The organism is Candidatus Protochlamydia sp. R18, from assembly GCF_000648255.1.
Classification (GTDB): Bacteria; Chlamydiota; Chlamydiia; order Chlamydiales; family Parachlamydiaceae; genus Protochlamydia; species Protochlamydia amoebophila.
Genome location: NZ_BASL01000052.1, coordinates 1 through 276 on the forward strand (window position 1 = coordinate 1; position 276 = coordinate 276).

Genomic DNA, 276 nt, shown 5'->3' on the forward strand with positions numbered 1-276 from the left:
CATACATTTGAACGAGAAGCAATTATGGAAATTTATAACAGAGCAATTGCTCAAGGAACGCCATTTATATGCCCTTTAGACCCAACCAAAGTCCTAGATGTAACTAGATTTGTTAAAAATTATAGCCTAGCTATTGCACAGGAAAAGGTGACCAGGCTAACTGATGAGTATACTGCTTTAAAGACAACAGATGTAGGCAAGCTGACTGAAGAGTATACTAGATTAAAAGCAACAGATGTAGGCAAACTAAATGAAGAGTATACCGCTTTAAAAACA

Annotated in this window: 1 pseudogene; it reads left to right on the forward strand. The window is 36.2% G+C overall.

The window, feature by feature from the left end:
• A pseudogene (locus TY19_RS15385) lies at positions 1-276 on the forward strand (hypothetical protein); the annotation flags it as partial.